This window comes from Henriciella marina DSM 19595 (assembly GCF_000376805.1).
In the GTDB taxonomy this organism is placed as follows: Bacteria; Pseudomonadota; Alphaproteobacteria; order Caulobacterales; family Hyphomonadaceae; genus Henriciella; species Henriciella marina.
Genome location: NZ_AQXT01000002.1, coordinates 93572 through 106537 on the forward strand (window position 1 = coordinate 93572; position 12966 = coordinate 106537).

The following is a 12966-nucleotide window of genomic DNA, read 5'->3' on the forward strand; positions in this document are numbered from 1 at the left end:
ATCAGGCAGGGACAGCGCCGGATAGGCTTTGCGGATTCTGGTGTGACGTGTGCCGCAAACGGCGTTCACTAGATATCGCGACGGTTGAGCGCGAATGCAATGGGAATATGCGCGGGGCGAGCTGGGCCCCAGAGATTTTCTGGCGTAAATTCCGGGATGACGATGACGTTTCGCAGGTGGAGCGTTGCGAGCGCCTCAAGCCTCTTCAGTCGGGCCGGTAATCGGGGACCAGTTCGATGGCAAGTTCGCGCATTTTCTGCACGTCGCCTTCATTCATGTTCGGCCTGCCATTGCGGTGCCAGGTCCAGAGATCCTGCGCGTCTCGATAGGCTTTGGCCTCGCGGCTATAGAGGTTGCCGTCGGTTTCCATCGCCTGGAGGAGGGCACTGATCTGGCTGTTGGAATAGCCAGCATAACGGGTGCGCGTCTTGCCGTGGATACGGGGATCGGAGGCGCGGCGCTGTAGCTCATCACGGATGGCATACCAGTGGTTCTTGAAGGTCTGGCGTCTCTGGCCGGCAGCGTCCGTGACCTTTTCCTCAACATCGGAGCGAAGGTCGAACACGCTGGAGCGCAACTGGCTGACAGCGCCGAGCGTGGCGCTCATCTGCTCTTCCATCGCTTCCAGCTGTGCCTTGGCCTCTTGCTGGTGTTTCTGGATGACCTCATTGGAGGCTTCGAGCGCAGATTTGAGGTTTTTGACTCGGCCGCCAAAGAGCGCCGCGCCAAACAGGACGCCAAGCCCGCCCGCCACGATCAGCACGGCCGTTGAAACGAGAGAGGCCTGCGCCTCTGTCAGATTGACCCAATAGTGTTGCAGTAGCTCCATCTCGTCCCCCCGGACATTTTCACCGCAGTGTTTCTTCGCGTTAAGGACGTTCGCGTCAAGTGGGGCGGGGGCCGTGCCGGGCTCCGGAATAGCCCCGCTGCCCGTTGGCAGTAAGGCATTCCGGGTGTGCGGGGGGTCTGGTTCGCGGCGGACCGGCTTGGCCGCGCGGCTCATGTCCATGCCAGTGCCAAGGTCAGGGTTATCCCTGATGGACAGCCGGGCCGAGGCGGATCAGGATGGCGAACAATGGCAGAAGCGAAGGGATGAGCGCATGATGACAGGTTGGCGGACGATGGTGTTTCTGGCGGTTGGCTTCTGGCCGGTGGCTGCCTGCGGGACCGGAGAGGAAATGACCTCTCCAACACTGGCCGCCCCCGAGCGGGTGGACGCTGCGCGTGTCGACACGGCATCGGTGAGCGCACCGGAGAGTGAGCTTGTCGGGCAGGGCGAGGCGATTGCCGAGAGCCTCTGCGCCGGATGCCACGCCATCGGCCTGACGGGCGAGAGCGCCCACCACGAAGCCATGCCGTTCCGGCAGATCTCCTGGCACTATCCGGTCGAGGTTCTCGCTGAGCCGCTGGCGGAAGGCATCATGGTTGCCCACCCGGAAATGCCGCAATGGCAGTTCGAGCCGCAGCAGATCGACGCGCTGCTGGCCTATCTCGAGACGGTGCAGGTGCCCGAAGAAGGGTGAGGAACAGGCCGCGCCGAGGCGGGTGTTCTATGTGCAATCCTTGGCCGATGGGCGGCCCGGGTCGGCTAGCGCATCGGAGATGATCTTCGTCCAGATGTCATAGCCTGCCGCATTCATATGCAAGCGGTCGCTGATGAAGAGGTCCTTCGGCGTGTCGCCGTCCATCATCGGTTCGGTGATGTCGATATATGTCAGGTCATCGCGGGTCGCGGCATAGTCCGCGATGAGACGGTTCGCGGCGGTCTGGGTCTCAAGCTGGCCGAGCCGCGCGATCGAGGGTTTGATCGAGACGAAATAGACGGGTGTGTCGCCGAGCGCTGCCGTTTTCTTGTCGAGAAAGGTCTGGAAGGATGCCAGGATATCATTGGGGCTCGCGCCCGCGCTCACGTCATTTTCGCCAGAATAGAAGACGATCTCGCGCGGCTGATGCGGGGTAAGCAGAAGGTCGAAATACGCGGTCGCATGCGCGATGCCTGAACCGCCAAAACCGCGATTGACGGCATCGAGCTCAGGGAAATCCTCTTCGAGCGTAAACCAGAACCGGATGCTGGAGCTGCCCGTAAACACCGTGCTGCAAGCGGTGGGCGGCATCACTTCGTCCTGGACGAGGAAATTGTACATCTCCGATACGAATGGCGAGCTGCGGGTGAGCGCGATTGGTGAGGCGATTGGGAGGGCGGCGGAGGTGGTCGTGGTGGTCGTTTCTTCAGCGGGCGTCTCGCCAGTGGACTGACACCCGGCCAGCAAGGCTGCGCTTCCAAGGCAAACGGTTAGCCAGATCTTTGCGTTGTGTTTCATGGTTCGCGTTCCCTCTTGTGTCTGTTTTACGCGACTGTTCGCGGCCCCGGCCGGGAGGTCAAGTGGAACGGAGGGGGTTCGTACCGGCGCTCGTCCTTCGACTTCGCTCAGGATGAGCGCTTTCCGAGAGGGTCGCTCATCCCCGCGCACGGTGTACTGGCAGTTCGAGCCGCAGCAGATCGACGCGCTGCTGGCGAATCTTGAGACGATGCAGGTGCCGGAAGAGGGGTGAGCTATCGTTCTCCCTTCTCCCTTGGGAGAAGGGCCGGGGATGAGGGGGAGCGGCATCTGCAGAATTGGCCGGGGGCGGCAGTGATGCCTCATTCTCAGAGCAGGCGAGGGCCGGGACATCGCTGCTGGCCAAGGCCCATATCGCAAGGGCAGTCCCCCTCACCCCTGGCCCCTCTCCCGCGGGAGAGGGGAAGGTTTAGTGGGCGTTCTCAATCTTGCGTCACGCTTGACCGCGCCCGCGGTCTGAGCGTCCGTCTTCGGCCATTGGTGTTCGCGCGAAATTGAGTGCGCCGGAGCTGGACCCTCAGATGGCTTCGCCATCGAGGGTGACGCGGGATGCGAGTGTTAGCGCTCTATCCACACCGTTCCGGAGATACCTGCGCAGGCAGGTATCCATAGCGCTCCTTCACAGCTCAGCAAAAATTCGAAATTTACCACCATGGACCCCTGCCTACACAGGGGTCTTCGGGAGGGTGGAGTTTGTTCGGAATGCCCAGACATGGCTGAATGGCAAGGTCTGCGATCTGTCGATTAGACGTCAGTCCCGAGCGGCTTCAACAGCGATCTCAGCCCTGATGCGTTGCCCCGGTTCACCGGGTAGTTCGTGTATCGCATCGGAAAAGCTTATGGATAGCTCGCACAGATCGGGCGATACGTTTTGCCTGTCGGTTAGTGCCTCAAGCTTCGCCTCGCTTCCCCCTATGGAGTACCAATAGTCGATCAGAAGATCGCCAATCCTGGGGCGAGGGTTCAGCCAGAGATTTATTTGATTGCAGGCCTCCGCGAATTGCGTCCAGCATCAAATTTCCGCGCATCCGAAGGACGTACCGGATGCCCACGGCTTGCTCCCTAGTCAGCGAATTTACACCGCTGAGGGCAAATTCTGCTCAGGTGACCGGCCCATATTTTTCCAATACGGTTTCATGCATAAGCTGGTCTGCTCGCACCAGGCTCTTCAGCTGACCGTCTGAAGCCTGTCTGATAAAGTCGGCCTTATCGCGCCGAATTCTTGAGACAAGTTGGTTTGCCATTTCCATGATTGCGGTCTCAGAAGGTACTTCACCGCTAGATGCAAGTTGCTCGACAAAGTCTGCATAGGCATCGGGAAACCACGCTTTGATGCGGCGCATCATCGAAGACTTGGACTGCAGCAGTCCGTCCATCTCAGTTATCAACTGCGGCTGTGGATGCCGTTGCGATTGAGATTGCGCAATTGCCAATTGCTCGCTCAAAAGCCCCCCTAGTGCCATCGCAATGAGAAGGCTTTTCCAGCTCACCTAATGCGCCTCCGCCCATGTCTTCGCGGCGTTCGCATCGACGTCCAGCGGGACGGAGAGGTCCAACGCCGGAAGCGGCGCTTTTTGCATGACGCGGCGGATGACGGCGATGGTGTCTTCGGCTTGATCCTCTGGGCATTCGAAGACGAGTTCGTCGTGGACCTGCAGTAGCATCTTTGCGTCGAGCTTCTTGGCCGCCAGCGCGCCCGGCATTTCGATCATGGCGCGTTTGATGATGTCGGCGGCAGAGCCCTGGATGGGGGCATTGATGGCCTGGCGTTCCGAGAAGGCGCGCATGGCGCCGTTCTTTGAGTTCATGTCTTTCAGATGCAGCTTTCGGCCAAAGGCGGTCTGGACGTAGAGGTTATCCTTCGCGAATTCCTTGGTCTCATCCATGTATTTGCGGATGCCGGGGAATTTCTGGAAGTAGGCCTTGATATAGTCGGACGCCTCGCCGCGATCGATGCCGAGCTGGTTGGCGAGGCCGAAGGCAGAGATGCCGTAGATGATGCCGAAATTGATCGCTTTTGCCCGGCGGCGGACCATCGGGTCCATGCCTTCGATGGGCGTGTCGAACATCTCGCTGGCCGTCATGGCGTGGATGTCGAGGCCTTCATTGAAGGCGGTCTTCAGCGCGTCGATGTTTGCGATATGGGCGAGGAGGCGAAGCTCAATCTGGCTATAGTCGGCGCTGATAATGACGTTGCCTTCGTCGGCGATGAAGGCTTCGCGGATCTTGCGGCCCTCCTCGGTGCGGATCGGGATGTTCTGCAGGTTCGGGTCTGTCGATGAGAGACGCCCCGTCTGCGCGCCTGCCATGGAGTAGGAGGTGTGGACGCGTTTGGTGTTCGGGTTGATCGCGTCCTGAAGCGCCTCGGTATAGGTCGAGCGGAGCTTTGAGAGGGTGCGCCAGTCGAGGATGATCTGGGGCAGTTCGTGGCCTTCGGCGGCGAGGGTTTCAAGCTGGCTGGCATCGGTCGACCATGCGCCGGATTTCGTCTTCTTGCCGCCGGGCAGACCCATCGCTCCGAACAGGATTTCACCCAGCTGTTTGGGCGAGCCCATATTGAACTCTGTGCCTGCGGACTTGTAGGCGGCGTCTTCATAGCCTGCCATGCGCTGCTGGAAATCTGCCGAGAGGCGCGAGAGAAAGTCGCGGTCCACCTTGATGCCGTGGCGCTCCATGTCGGCCAGCACCGGGATGAGTGGGCGATCCAGCGTTTCATAGACGGTGGTGACCTTCTCCTTGTGGAGATAGGGCTTGAGATAGGTCCAGAGGCGGAGGGTGACGTCGGCATCCTCGGCCGCGTATTCGGTCGCCTTGTCGAGGGGGACGCGGTCAAAGGTGATCTGTTTCTGGCCCGAGCCGCACACTTCCTTGAAGGGGATGGGCGAGTGGCTGAAATAGCGTTCCGAGAGCTCATCCATGCCGTGGCCATGCATGCCGGCATGCAGGGCGAAAGAGATAAGCATCGTGTCATCGACCGGGGCGACCTCGATGCCATTGCGGCGGAAGACGGTGAGGTCATATTTGAAGTTCTGGCCGACTTTCAGGACGGCAGGGTCTTCGAGGAGGGGTTTGAGCGCGGCGAGCGCGTCTTCCTTGCGGACCTGACGCGGCGGGGCGGCGTCGAACATGTCATCGCCGCCTGAATGGTCCGGGTCGATATGGGCAAGCGGGATGTAGGCGGCCTCGTTCGGGGCGATGGCGATGGAGACGCCGACCAGGTCACAGGTCTGGCAGTCGAGGCTGTTGGTCTCGCAGTCGACACCGATCACGCCCGCCTCCTGGGCGCGGGCGATCCAGTCCTCGAGGGTCTTGAAGTCGCGGATGCAGGTATAGGCCTCGCGGTCAAAACCGATATCGCCAGCGGTGGTTTCCTCGATGACGCCGTCAGCCTCGAACGTTTCGCGGACGCGCCTTGTGATGGTGCGGAACTCCATCTTCTCGAGAAAGTCGATGAGGGTCTTCGGGTCCGGGTCACAGACGGCGAGGTCTTCGACGGGGACGGTGACGGGCACGTTTTCGTCAAGCTGGACGAGTTTTTTGGAGATGCGGACCTGATCGGCGAAATCGATCAGGGTCTGGCGGCGCTTGGGCTGTTTGATCTCTTCGGCGCGTTCCAGAAGCGTTTCCACGCTGCCATATTCACCGAGCAGCTGGGCGGCGGTCTTCACGCCAATGCCGGGGGCGCCGGGGACATTATCGGTGCTGTCGCCTGCGAGCGACTGGACGTCGACGACAAGCTCCGGCCCGACGCCGAATTTCTCATAGACCTCATCAATGCCGAGCGTCTTGTTCTTCATCGTGTCAAGCATGGTGATCTTGTCGGTCACCAGCTGCATGAGGTCCTTATCGGACGAGACGATTGTGACGCGCGCGCCTTTTGCGGCGGCCTGGCGGGCATAGGTGGCGATCAGGTCGTCGGCCTCATAGCCTTCGATTTCCAGCGCATGACAGGCAAAGGCGATGGACGCTTCGCGTACCAGCGGGAATTGCGGGCGGAGGTCTTCTGGCGGCTCATCCCGGTTGGCCTTGTAGTCGGGGTAGAGGTCATTGCGGAAGGTGTAGCTACCCTTGTCGAAGATGCAGGCGAAATGGGTCGGGCGCTCATCGCCCTTCAGCTCTTCCAGCAGTTTCCAGAGCATGTTGGAAAAGCCTGCGACCGCGCCGACCGGCAGGCCATCACTGGCGCGGCTGAGCGGGGGCAGGGCGTGGAAAGCGCGGAAGATGTATGCGCTCGCATCGATCAGGTAGAGGTGGCTGTCTTCATTGATCGGTGCGGTTGGCATGGGCAGAATCCTTGTTGAGCTCGATTGTTTAGCGATCCAGACCGTGTTGTGGTAGGGGCAACCGGGCACCGCAATGCAGCAGGGCTGACGCCACGTATATGGTGCTACGGCATCAATGCGTGGTAGACGCGCGAAAATTATGGAATTCAGCGAAGTCAGAACGTAGAAAAATATGTCCGCGCAGCCTCATCCTCTACAGCGCCAGCGTATAGCAACGCTGCAACGCTACGAAATCCTCGACACGCCGCGTGAGCAAGACTTTGACGAGATCGTCGAACTTGCGTCGAAAATCTGTGAGACGCCGATTTCGGTCATCAACATGATTGACGAGCATCGACAATGGTTCAAGGCGGAAGTTGGCCTGGGTACGCGAGAAACCCCGCTGCCAACCTCAATCTGCTCGCATGTGATCCTCGAGTCCGACTATGTCGAAATTCCCGACACACTCCAGGACCCACGCACGGCGGACAATGAGCTTTGTCTGGCGCCGGAAGGGGGGCTACGGTTTTATGCGGGTTACCTGCTGAAACCCAAGAACGGCCTGCCGCTCGGGACGCTTTGTGTTCTTGATCACAAACCGCGAAGGCTGACTGAATTCCAGAAAGAAGCTCTGGGGATACTTGCCCGCCGGGTGATGCGGGAGCTCGACCTCAAGCTAGCGCTGCGCGAGCACGAGATTCTGCGCAATGAGATGGACCACCGGGTGAAGAACTCGTTGCAGACGGTCGCCTCATACGTTCGCGTGTATACGAACCAGTTCAAGAAAGGCGAGATGGACGCGGCTACGGTTCTGAATTCCGTCGCCAGCAAGATTGAGGCGGTTTCCGCCCTGCATGGCGCCCTGCACAAATCAGCTGATGGGCAGGTCGTGCCCCTGGATGGCTACCTCGAGGACCTGGTCGAATATCTCCGCGATAGTCTGCCTGAGCGGGTCTCGATCGAACTGCGGACAGCCAAAGCCGAAGTTAAATCGGAAGTGGCTGGCGCCGTCGGCATTATCGTAAGCGAGTTTGTTGCCAATTCGGTCAAGCACGGTTTTCCGGGCCACCGGGAAGGCCACGTTACCATCGAGGCGCAGGGCTCCGGGGACGATCTGGTGATCCGATGCGCAGACAATGGCATTGGCGAGAATGCTGATCAGTCCAGCCAGAAAGAGGTCGCTGGCCGAAAGCCTCGGAACACCGGGCTTGGGACGAGAATCGTGGAGTCAGCGGCTTCGCGGATCGGGGCGACGATTGTGCGAAGCTCGTCTTCCGAGGGCTATACACTTGAACTGGCAATCCCGGCGCATGCGAGAACGCATTAAGCCGGCCGCTAGCATCCAGACCCTGGCCAAGTTGAACGACCTGGCATTTGACTAGAAGTCGGTGGAGCCGACGCGCGATCCAAGCTCACCATCGAGGAAGTCGGGGAAGCGGTTCTTCTTCTCTTCCTCCGGTGCGCGAAGCGATGCGATGCGAAGCTCCTTGCTGTCCTCGCCGCGATAATCAGACCAGAGATTGGTGATGACGGCGCTGAACTCGGCCAGGCTGACCCGGCGATCGAGATTCGGGTCGAAGCGGACGGGGTTCGCCAGGGAGTTGTCGCGGGTCGGCAGGTTCTGCGCCCAGGCCTGTTGTTCAAGTGCGGTCAGCTCTCCGTCGGCGTTCGCATCGGCCGCTTCGAAGGCTGCTTCAATGCCGTTGGTCAGTTCGATGCGGCTGATGCGGCCGTTTTTATCGCTGTCAAAGGAGGCGAGCAGGCCGCCGCCCGCTTTCAGCCGGTCGGCCTGAAGCCTTTTACGGTCACGTTCGCTGCGCACTTCGCCAGATGCTGGCAGGCGGACAATCTCGTCTTCTTCCGCGCTGGCTTCCTGGATGTGCTCTGGCTCGATGTCCTGCGCGATGGCCGGTAGGGCGAAGGCTGCTGTGATCAGGCCGAGGGTCAAGATGCGGGGCATAAAGTCTCCAATTCACCGGACATGGATGAAGTTAGTGCAAGCGTTGCAGAATTACCACAACAGGAATGCGTCAGAAGTGGGACTGATATGCTTGATCCTTACGTAGGGGTGGGTTAGGAGGCTCATATAAACGTATAAAGGAACATTGATATGGCTAATGACTACGCCGTCGCAGACATCTCCCAGGCTGATTATGGCCGGATCGAAATCACCATTGCGGAAACCGAAATGCCGGGCCTGATGGCTGCACGCGAAGAGTATGGCGACGAGCAGCCGCTGAAAGGCGCACGCATTGCCGGGTCGCTGCACATGACCATTCAGACCGCCGTGCTGATCCAGACGCTCGAAGCGCTGGGCGCAGAAGTGCGCTGGGCATCGTGCAACATCTATTCGACGCAGGACCATGCTGCCGCCGCAATCGCCGATGCCGGCACGCCGGTCTTCGCCCACAAGGGTGAGACGCTGGAAGAGTATTGGGACTTCTGCGACAAGATCTTCGAATGGCCGGATGGCAAGACCGTCAACCTCATCCTCGATGATGGCGGCGATGCGACCATGTATCTGATCATCGGCGAGAAAGCCGAGAAAGACCCGTCCATTCTGGATAATCCAAAGTCGGACGAAGAGATTGCCCTCTTCAAGCAGATCAAGAAGCGCATCAAGGAAACCCCGGGCTGGTTCGCCCGCATCAAGGCTGGCATCAAGGGCGTCTCCGAAGAGACGACGACCGGCGTGAACCGGCTTTATCAGCTGGAAAAGAAGGGCGAGCTGCCTTTCCCGGCGATCAACGTCAACGACAGTGTCACCAAGTCGAAGTTCGACAACAAGTATGGCTGTAAGGAATCGCTGGTCGACGCGATCCGCCGCGGCACCGACGTCATGATGGCGGGCAAGACTGCTTTCGTTGCGGGTTATGGCGACGTCGGCAAGGGCTCGGCAGCGTCGCTGGCAGGTGCTGGCGCGCGCGTCACAGTCTCTGAAATCGATCCGATCTGTGCCCTTCAGGCGGCAATGGACGGGTTTGACGTCCAGACGCTCGACGACATGGCGTCTAAAGCCGACATCTTCGTCACCGCGACCGGCAACAAGGACATCCTGACCGTCGATCACATGCGCGCCATGAAGGACATGTCGATCGTCTGTAATATCGGCCACTTCGACAATGAAATTCAGGTCGAAGGCCTGAAAAACTTCCAGTGGACAAACATCAAGCCACAGGTCGACATGATCACCTTCCCGGATGGCAAGCGGATCATCCTGCTGTCGGAAGGCCGCCTCGTGAACCTCGGCAATGCCACGGGACACCCGAGCTTTGTGATGTCAGCCTCGTTCACCAACCAGACGCTGGCCCAGATCGCGCTTCACAAGAATGACGGCGAGTACAAGAACTCGGTCTACACGCTGCCGAAGCATCTCGATGAGAAGGTCGCGCGTCTTCACCTGCAGAAGCTGAATGTCGGCCTCACCGAGCTTTCAGAAGAGCAGGCTGACTATATCGGCGTGACGCAGGAAGGCCCGTACAAGCCTGAGCATTACCGCTACTAGGCCTGTCGCACATCGAATTGAATGAGAGGGCGCCGGAGAATTCCGGCGCCCTTTTTTCATGCCGGGTTGCCGAAACGTGCAGAAGCCCTGAGAATGAAGGCCAAATCATTTGTGAGGAAACATTTATGCGCAATCTTTTGATCGCAGCGGCGAGCATCAGCGTCCTGGCAGCCTGCGGCGGCGCCGACGAGACGGTCGCCGATGGGGCCGAACCGGGAAGCAGTGTCGCCGAGGCCGACGCACCGGCGCCGACGCTCGAAGCTGGCGCAGATTTTCAGGAGCGTCTGCAAACTGCGCTGATCCTTGCCGAAGAAGGCAGCACGATCGTCATGCCGGCCGGGACGTTCGAAATGACGGATGGCCTGACGCTGGACGTCCACGGCGTCACCCTTCGCGGGGCCTCACAAGCGCAGACAATCTTGAACTTTTCCCAGCAGCGCGGGTCGGGCGAAGGCCTGCTGGTGACGTCCGACGATGTGACCCTGTCCGATTTCACGATCCAGGAAACCAAGGGCGACGGCATCAAGTCGAAGGGCGCCGATCGCATTATTTACCGTAATATCAAGGTCGAATGGCTTGGTGATCCAGACGAGGCGAGCGGCGCCTATGGCATCTATCCTGTCGAAAGCTCTGAGGTGCTGGTCGAGGCGAGCTATGTAAGAGGCGCCTCGGATGCGGGGATCTATGTCGGCCAGTCGGACAATATCGTCGTCCGGGACAATATCGCCGAGTACAATGTGGCCGGGATCGAGATCGAAAACTCAACCAATGCGCTGGTGAACGGCAATGTCGTCAGCAACAATACCGGCGGTATTCTCGTTTTTGATCTTCCCGACCTGCCGGTGATGGGCGGCAACTCGACGATCGTCCGCAATAATGCGATCCAGAACAACAATACCCGCAATTTTGCGCCGCCCGGAAATATCGTCGCGGGCGTGCCGTCCGGCACCGGGGTAATCATCATGGCGAACGACAAAGTTCTGGTGAAGGATAACCGGTTTGAAAACAACCAGACCGCGGACATCCTGATTACGGCCTATTCGCAGGAATTCAGCGATGAGGACTACAACCCGCTGCCGCGGAATGTTGAGATCACCGGCAACACATATGACGGAAGCGGTGAAAACCCTCAGGGCGACCTTGCGCAGTTTGCGTCGATCATGGGCGGGAAGCTGCCACCGATCGTCTGGGATGGGGTGACCCGTTGGGGCGATGAAGAGAACAGTGAGATCAACATCTTCATCGATGAGCCAGAGAGTGTCGGGTACGTGAATTTGGGTCTTGGAAGCTACCCGATCGATGTCTCTGCCGCAGCGCCAAGCATGGACCGCCCGGGTGGCGAGTCCATTGGCGCGATGCCGGGCATCGTCCTCTCCCGCACCGAATGAGGGCTGCGTTTCTCGCCGTTCTTGTCATGATGCTGTCTGCTTGCGGGCAGCATCAGGCGGCGGGGCCGGATATGGATGTGGTGCTGGCCGAAGCGCCTGCGCGGACGCTGGCTGAATACGGCTTGTTCACAGATGCGTCGGCGCGCCAGCCGGCCCAGGGCGTCGTGCCTTATGACCTGATCAATCCGCTTTTTTCCGATCATGCGAGCAAGCACCGGCTGGTCTATGTGCCCGACGGCAAGGCGGCAGACTACCGCGCGGATGAAGTGATGGAGTTTCCCGTCGGCACCGTGCTGGTGAAGACGTTTGCCTTTGCCCCCGACATGCGCGCGCCGGACGTCGGCGAACGCTACCGCGAGACGCGGCTACTCATACGCAAGGCCGATGGCTGGGCCGCCTACCCCTATGTCTGGAATGAGGAAGAGACCGAGGCGCGCTATTCGCCTGCCGGGGCATGGCTGGAGCTCGCCTTCATCGATCCTGCGGGGGAGGCGGTCGAGATCGACTACCGCGTGCCGAACCAGAACCAGTGCAAGACCTGCCATCAGATGGGCGACGCGATCGAGCCGATCGGACCGAAGGCGCGCAACCTCAATCATCAGGGGCCGGCTGGCGTGAACCAGATCGAAGACTGGAGTGCGCGAGGCATGCTGACTGGCGTGCCCGGCGATGTGCCTGCCGTGCCCGACATTACCGATGCGTCGCTCAGCGTGCCTGAAAGGGCGCGGGCCTATCTCGATATCAATTGCGCCCACTGCCACCGCGCAGAAGGCTCGGCGTCGAATTCCGGGTTATGGCTTGGCTGGGAGGTGTCCGATCCGGTGAAGATTGGCATTGGCAAGCATCCGACGGCGGCAGGGCGTGGGTCCGGCGATGCGATCTATGTCGTTGCGCCCGGGGCGCCGGAGGCCTCGATCCTGACCTATCGGATGAATTCCGACGAAGCCGGCATTGCGATGCCTGAACTCGGACGCGCACTGATCGACGGCGACGGCGTCGAGCTGGTTCGCGAATGGATTGCAGGTATGGACTAAGAGGCCCAGCCGGAATGGCCCCGAGTGCCTGCCTAGCGCATTGCAACGGGAACGCCCGCCCTGCCTGTCTGTTGTAAAGAGACGGTATGACAGGAGATTTCCATGGCAGGCGGATGGTCGCGCGATGGCGCAGTACAGGATCAGATCGACGATTCGATCCGCGACGAGCTGGCGCGGATACAGGCCAATCGTCCTGCGGGCGAGAGCCTGATCCATTGTCTCGAATGCGGAGAGCCGATCCCCGAAAAACGGCGCAAGCTGGTTGCGGGCGTGCGTTTCTGCGTCGACTGCCAGCAGGAAATGGACGCCGAGCAGGCGCGCCGCGGTGGCATAAACAGGCGCGGATCCAAGGACAGCCAGCTAAAATAATCCGTGTGAGCCGACCGGCTTGCCCGCGCCCCTGTTCGTAAGCATGATGGGCGAAAGGGACCGGGGAGT

The 12966-nt window shown here is 60.1% G+C and carries 11 protein-coding genes; 6 read left to right on the top strand and 5 right to left on the bottom strand.

All coding sequences use genetic code 11. The annotated features are described in order from the left end of the window. Nucleotides 1-205: 205 nt before the first annotated feature. A complete protein-coding gene (locus F550_RS0100485; protein WP_018146556.1) occupies nt 206-1009 on the bottom strand; it encodes a DUF948 domain-containing protein in 804 nt (267 codons plus the stop codon). Nucleotides 1010-1037: 28 nt separating this feature from the next. Here F550_RS0100485 and F550_RS0100490 point away from each other — a divergent pair, with 28 nt between their 5' ends. Next, nucleotides 1038-1523, top strand: a complete 486-nt coding sequence (locus F550_RS0100490) for a c-type cytochrome (RefSeq protein ID WP_018146557.1) — start codon at nt 1038-1040, stop codon at nt 1521-1523. Nucleotides 1524-1550: 27 nt separating this feature from the next. Here the strand turns inward: F550_RS0100490 and F550_RS16405 are convergent, their stop codons facing one another. The 3 genes from F550_RS16405 to polA all read right to left on the bottom strand — a co-directional run bounded on the left by F550_RS16405 (nt 1551) and on the right by polA (nt 6622). Further along, entirely contained in the window at nt 1551-2321 is a 771-nt protein-coding gene (locus tag F550_RS16405) for a GDSL-type esterase/lipase family protein (RefSeq protein WP_018146558.1), read from the bottom strand. Nucleotides 2322-3439: 1118 nt separating this feature from the next. Continuing rightward, nucleotides 3440-3829: a hypothetical protein gene (locus tag F550_RS0100505; protein ID WP_156807769.1), complete on the bottom strand. Its 390-nt coding sequence runs from the start codon at nt 3827-3829 to the stop codon at nt 3440-3442. Next, nucleotides 3830-6622: a DNA polymerase I gene (polA, locus tag F550_RS0100510; RefSeq protein ID WP_018146560.1), complete on the bottom strand. Its 2793-nt coding sequence runs from the start codon at nt 6620-6622 to the stop codon at nt 3830-3832. Between the two features lie 172 nt (nt 6623-6794). On the opposite strand from polA, the gene F550_RS0100515 reads away from it, so the two are divergent. Further along, complete coding sequence (locus F550_RS0100515; protein WP_018146561.1) at nt 6795-7928, top strand: histidine kinase dimerization/phosphoacceptor domain -containing protein; 1134 nt, start codon at nt 6795-6797, stop codon at nt 7926-7928. A gap of 51 nt (nt 7929-7979) precedes the next feature. Here the strand turns inward: F550_RS0100515 and F550_RS16410 are convergent, their stop codons facing one another. Next, a complete protein-coding gene (locus F550_RS16410; RefSeq protein WP_018146562.1) occupies nt 7980-8561 on the bottom strand; it encodes a hypothetical protein in 582 nt (193 codons plus the stop codon). A gap of 150 nt (nt 8562-8711) precedes the next feature. On the opposite strand from F550_RS16410, the gene ahcY reads away from it, so the two are divergent. From ahcY to F550_RS0100540, 4 genes are all read left to right on the top strand, one after another. Further along, nucleotides 8712-10106 (top strand): adenosylhomocysteinase, encoded by a 1395-nt coding sequence (gene ahcY, locus F550_RS0100525; protein ID WP_018146563.1) that lies wholly within the window; start codon nt 8712-8714, stop codon nt 10104-10106. Nucleotides 10107-10231: 125 nt separating this feature from the next. Further along, nucleotides 10232-11494: a parallel beta-helix domain-containing protein gene (locus F550_RS0100530; RefSeq protein ID WP_018146564.1), complete on the top strand. Its 1263-nt coding sequence runs from the start codon at nt 10232-10234 to the stop codon at nt 11492-11494. Beyond that, entirely contained in the window at nt 11491-12528 is a 1038-nt protein-coding gene (locus F550_RS0100535) for an SO2930 family diheme c-type cytochrome (RefSeq protein ID WP_018146565.1), read from the top strand. Before F550_RS0100530 ends, F550_RS0100535 begins: the two co-directional genes overlap by 4 nt. Nucleotides 12529-12630: 102 nt before the next feature. Beyond that, nucleotides 12631-12897 (top strand): DksA/TraR family C4-type zinc finger protein, encoded by a 267-nt coding sequence (locus F550_RS0100540; RefSeq protein WP_018146566.1) that lies wholly within the window; start codon nt 12631-12633, stop codon nt 12895-12897. Nucleotides 12898-12966: the final 69 nt, after the last annotated feature.

Coding starts and splice junctions, on each gene's coding strand:
- F550_RS0100485 (WP_018146556.1), bottom strand. CDS start 1,009: ATGGACATGAGCCGCGCGGCCAAGCCGGTCCGCCGCGAACCAGACCCC.
- F550_RS0100490 (WP_018146557.1), top strand. CDS start 1,038: ATGGACAGCCGGGCCGAGGCGGATCAGGATGGCGAACAATGGCAGAAG.
- F550_RS16405 (WP_018146558.1), bottom strand. CDS start 2,321: ATGAAACACAACGCAAAGATCTGGCTAACCGTTTGCCTTGGAAGCGCA.
- polA (WP_018146560.1), bottom strand. CDS start 6,622: ATGCCAACCGCACCGATCAATGAAGACAGCCACCTCTACCTGATCGAT.
- F550_RS0100515 (WP_018146561.1), top strand. CDS start 6,795: ATGTCCGCGCAGCCTCATCCTCTACAGCGCCAGCGTATAGCAACGCTG.
- F550_RS16410 (WP_018146562.1), bottom strand. CDS start 8,561: ATGCCCCGCATCTTGACCCTCGGCCTGATCACAGCAGCCTTCGCCCTA.
- ahcY (WP_018146563.1), top strand. CDS start 8,712: ATGGCTAATGACTACGCCGTCGCAGACATCTCCCAGGCTGATTATGGC.
- F550_RS0100530 (WP_018146564.1), top strand. CDS start 10,232: ATGCGCAATCTTTTGATCGCAGCGGCGAGCATCAGCGTCCTGGCAGCC.
- F550_RS0100535 (WP_018146565.1), top strand. CDS start 11,491: ATGAGGGCTGCGTTTCTCGCCGTTCTTGTCATGATGCTGTCTGCTTGC.
- F550_RS0100540 (WP_018146566.1), top strand. CDS start 12,631: ATGGCAGGCGGATGGTCGCGCGATGGCGCAGTACAGGATCAGATCGAC.